The organism is Gordonia sp. i37 (assembly GCF_002043085.1).
GTDB classification, from domain to species: Bacteria; Actinomycetota; Actinomycetes; order Mycobacteriales; family Mycobacteriaceae; genus Gordonia; species Gordonia polyisoprenivorans.
Map to the genome: position 1 here is coordinate 1 of NZ_MVPX01000690.1, position 340 is coordinate 340.

The 340-nt window shown below is 71.2% G+C and carries 1 protein-coding gene; it reads left to right on the plus strand.

The window, feature by feature from the left end:
* Nucleotides 1-340, plus strand: a 340-nt coding sequence (locus B1964_RS29660; protein ID WP_172399024.1) for a transposase, incomplete at both ends; no start/stop codon positions are given.

The following is a 340-nucleotide window of genomic DNA, read 5'->3' on the forward strand; positions in this document are numbered from 1 at the left end:
GTCCTCGGGCTGAGGGTGGCCACCACGGAGACGGGTGCGGCGTGGAACGAGTTCTTCGCGGACCTGGTGGCCCGGGGGCTGGCCGGGGTGGCACTGGTGACCTCGGACTCCCATCGCGGCCTCGTGGAAGCCGTGGCGGCGAACCTGCCCGGGGCCGTGTGGCAACGCTGCCGCACCCATTACGCGGCGAATCTGATGGCCGTGACCCCGAAGAGCATGTGGCCGGCGGTGAAGGCCATGCTGCACAGCGTGTACGACCAGCCCGACGGGCCGGCCGTGCAGGCCCAGTTCGAGCGCCTGTTGGACTACGTGCAGGACAGGTTGCCCGCGGTGGCTGGGC